The 653-nt window shown below is 45.6% G+C and carries 1 protein-coding gene; it reads right to left on the reverse strand.

Annotated elements, in window-relative coordinates:
• Nucleotides 1-653: phospholipase effector Tle1 domain-containing protein (locus ACQEXR_RS20330; protein ID WP_427021057.1), on the reverse strand; the 653-nt coding region annotated here is incomplete at both ends.

Genomic DNA, 653 nt, shown 5'->3' on the forward strand with positions numbered 1-653 from the left:
GGTAATAGATAGTCTGCGTTGGAGAAGGCGACACGTGAGTGATAGCCGCCACCAATATCGGAATGTGCGCCAGGCAATACGATTTCATCAAAATGAGGGGCAAAATTGAGTCTGTTCAGGCTAAAGTTATAGCGGTATTCGCTGTGTTTGTTGGCCACAAGGTGGACGGCTTTGCGCACTCTGGCAGGATCTAACCATAATCGCACCGGTTCATCATTATCATTATGCGCGATTCCGTAAGCAGCGACGGTATCAAACAGCCCAGCAAACATTACTTCGCAAGATTGGTTGCTATCCCAATCAAAGTCGGTGACCAGAGTGTAATCGCCAGCTAATTGTTGCAATGTTCGGGTAAACTCTTGCGCGAACACATTTTGCTTGCCCCCCAGAACAGTATTGATACAGTGCCTTGCCGCCGCCGCGCCGCGACTAAAACCAAAAATATCAAACTCAAGCTTACTGAAACCATCAATGATCATTTCATCTCGCTTCTTGATTGAAGTAAGAATGTTCTCTAGTTCAGCACACACATTGTTAATTCCTGTGCCGACTTTATTGATAATGCCATATTTACCCAAACCAAACGCCAATCCCTTGTTATCTTCATCTGCTTTGGCAATATCGGTGCTATTGCCTGTGCCTATCCCAGTAAT

It is taken from the genome of Vibrio sp. TRT 2004 (genome assembly GCF_050113735.1).
GTDB lineage: Bacteria > Pseudomonadota > Gammaproteobacteria > Enterobacterales > Vibrionaceae > Vibrio.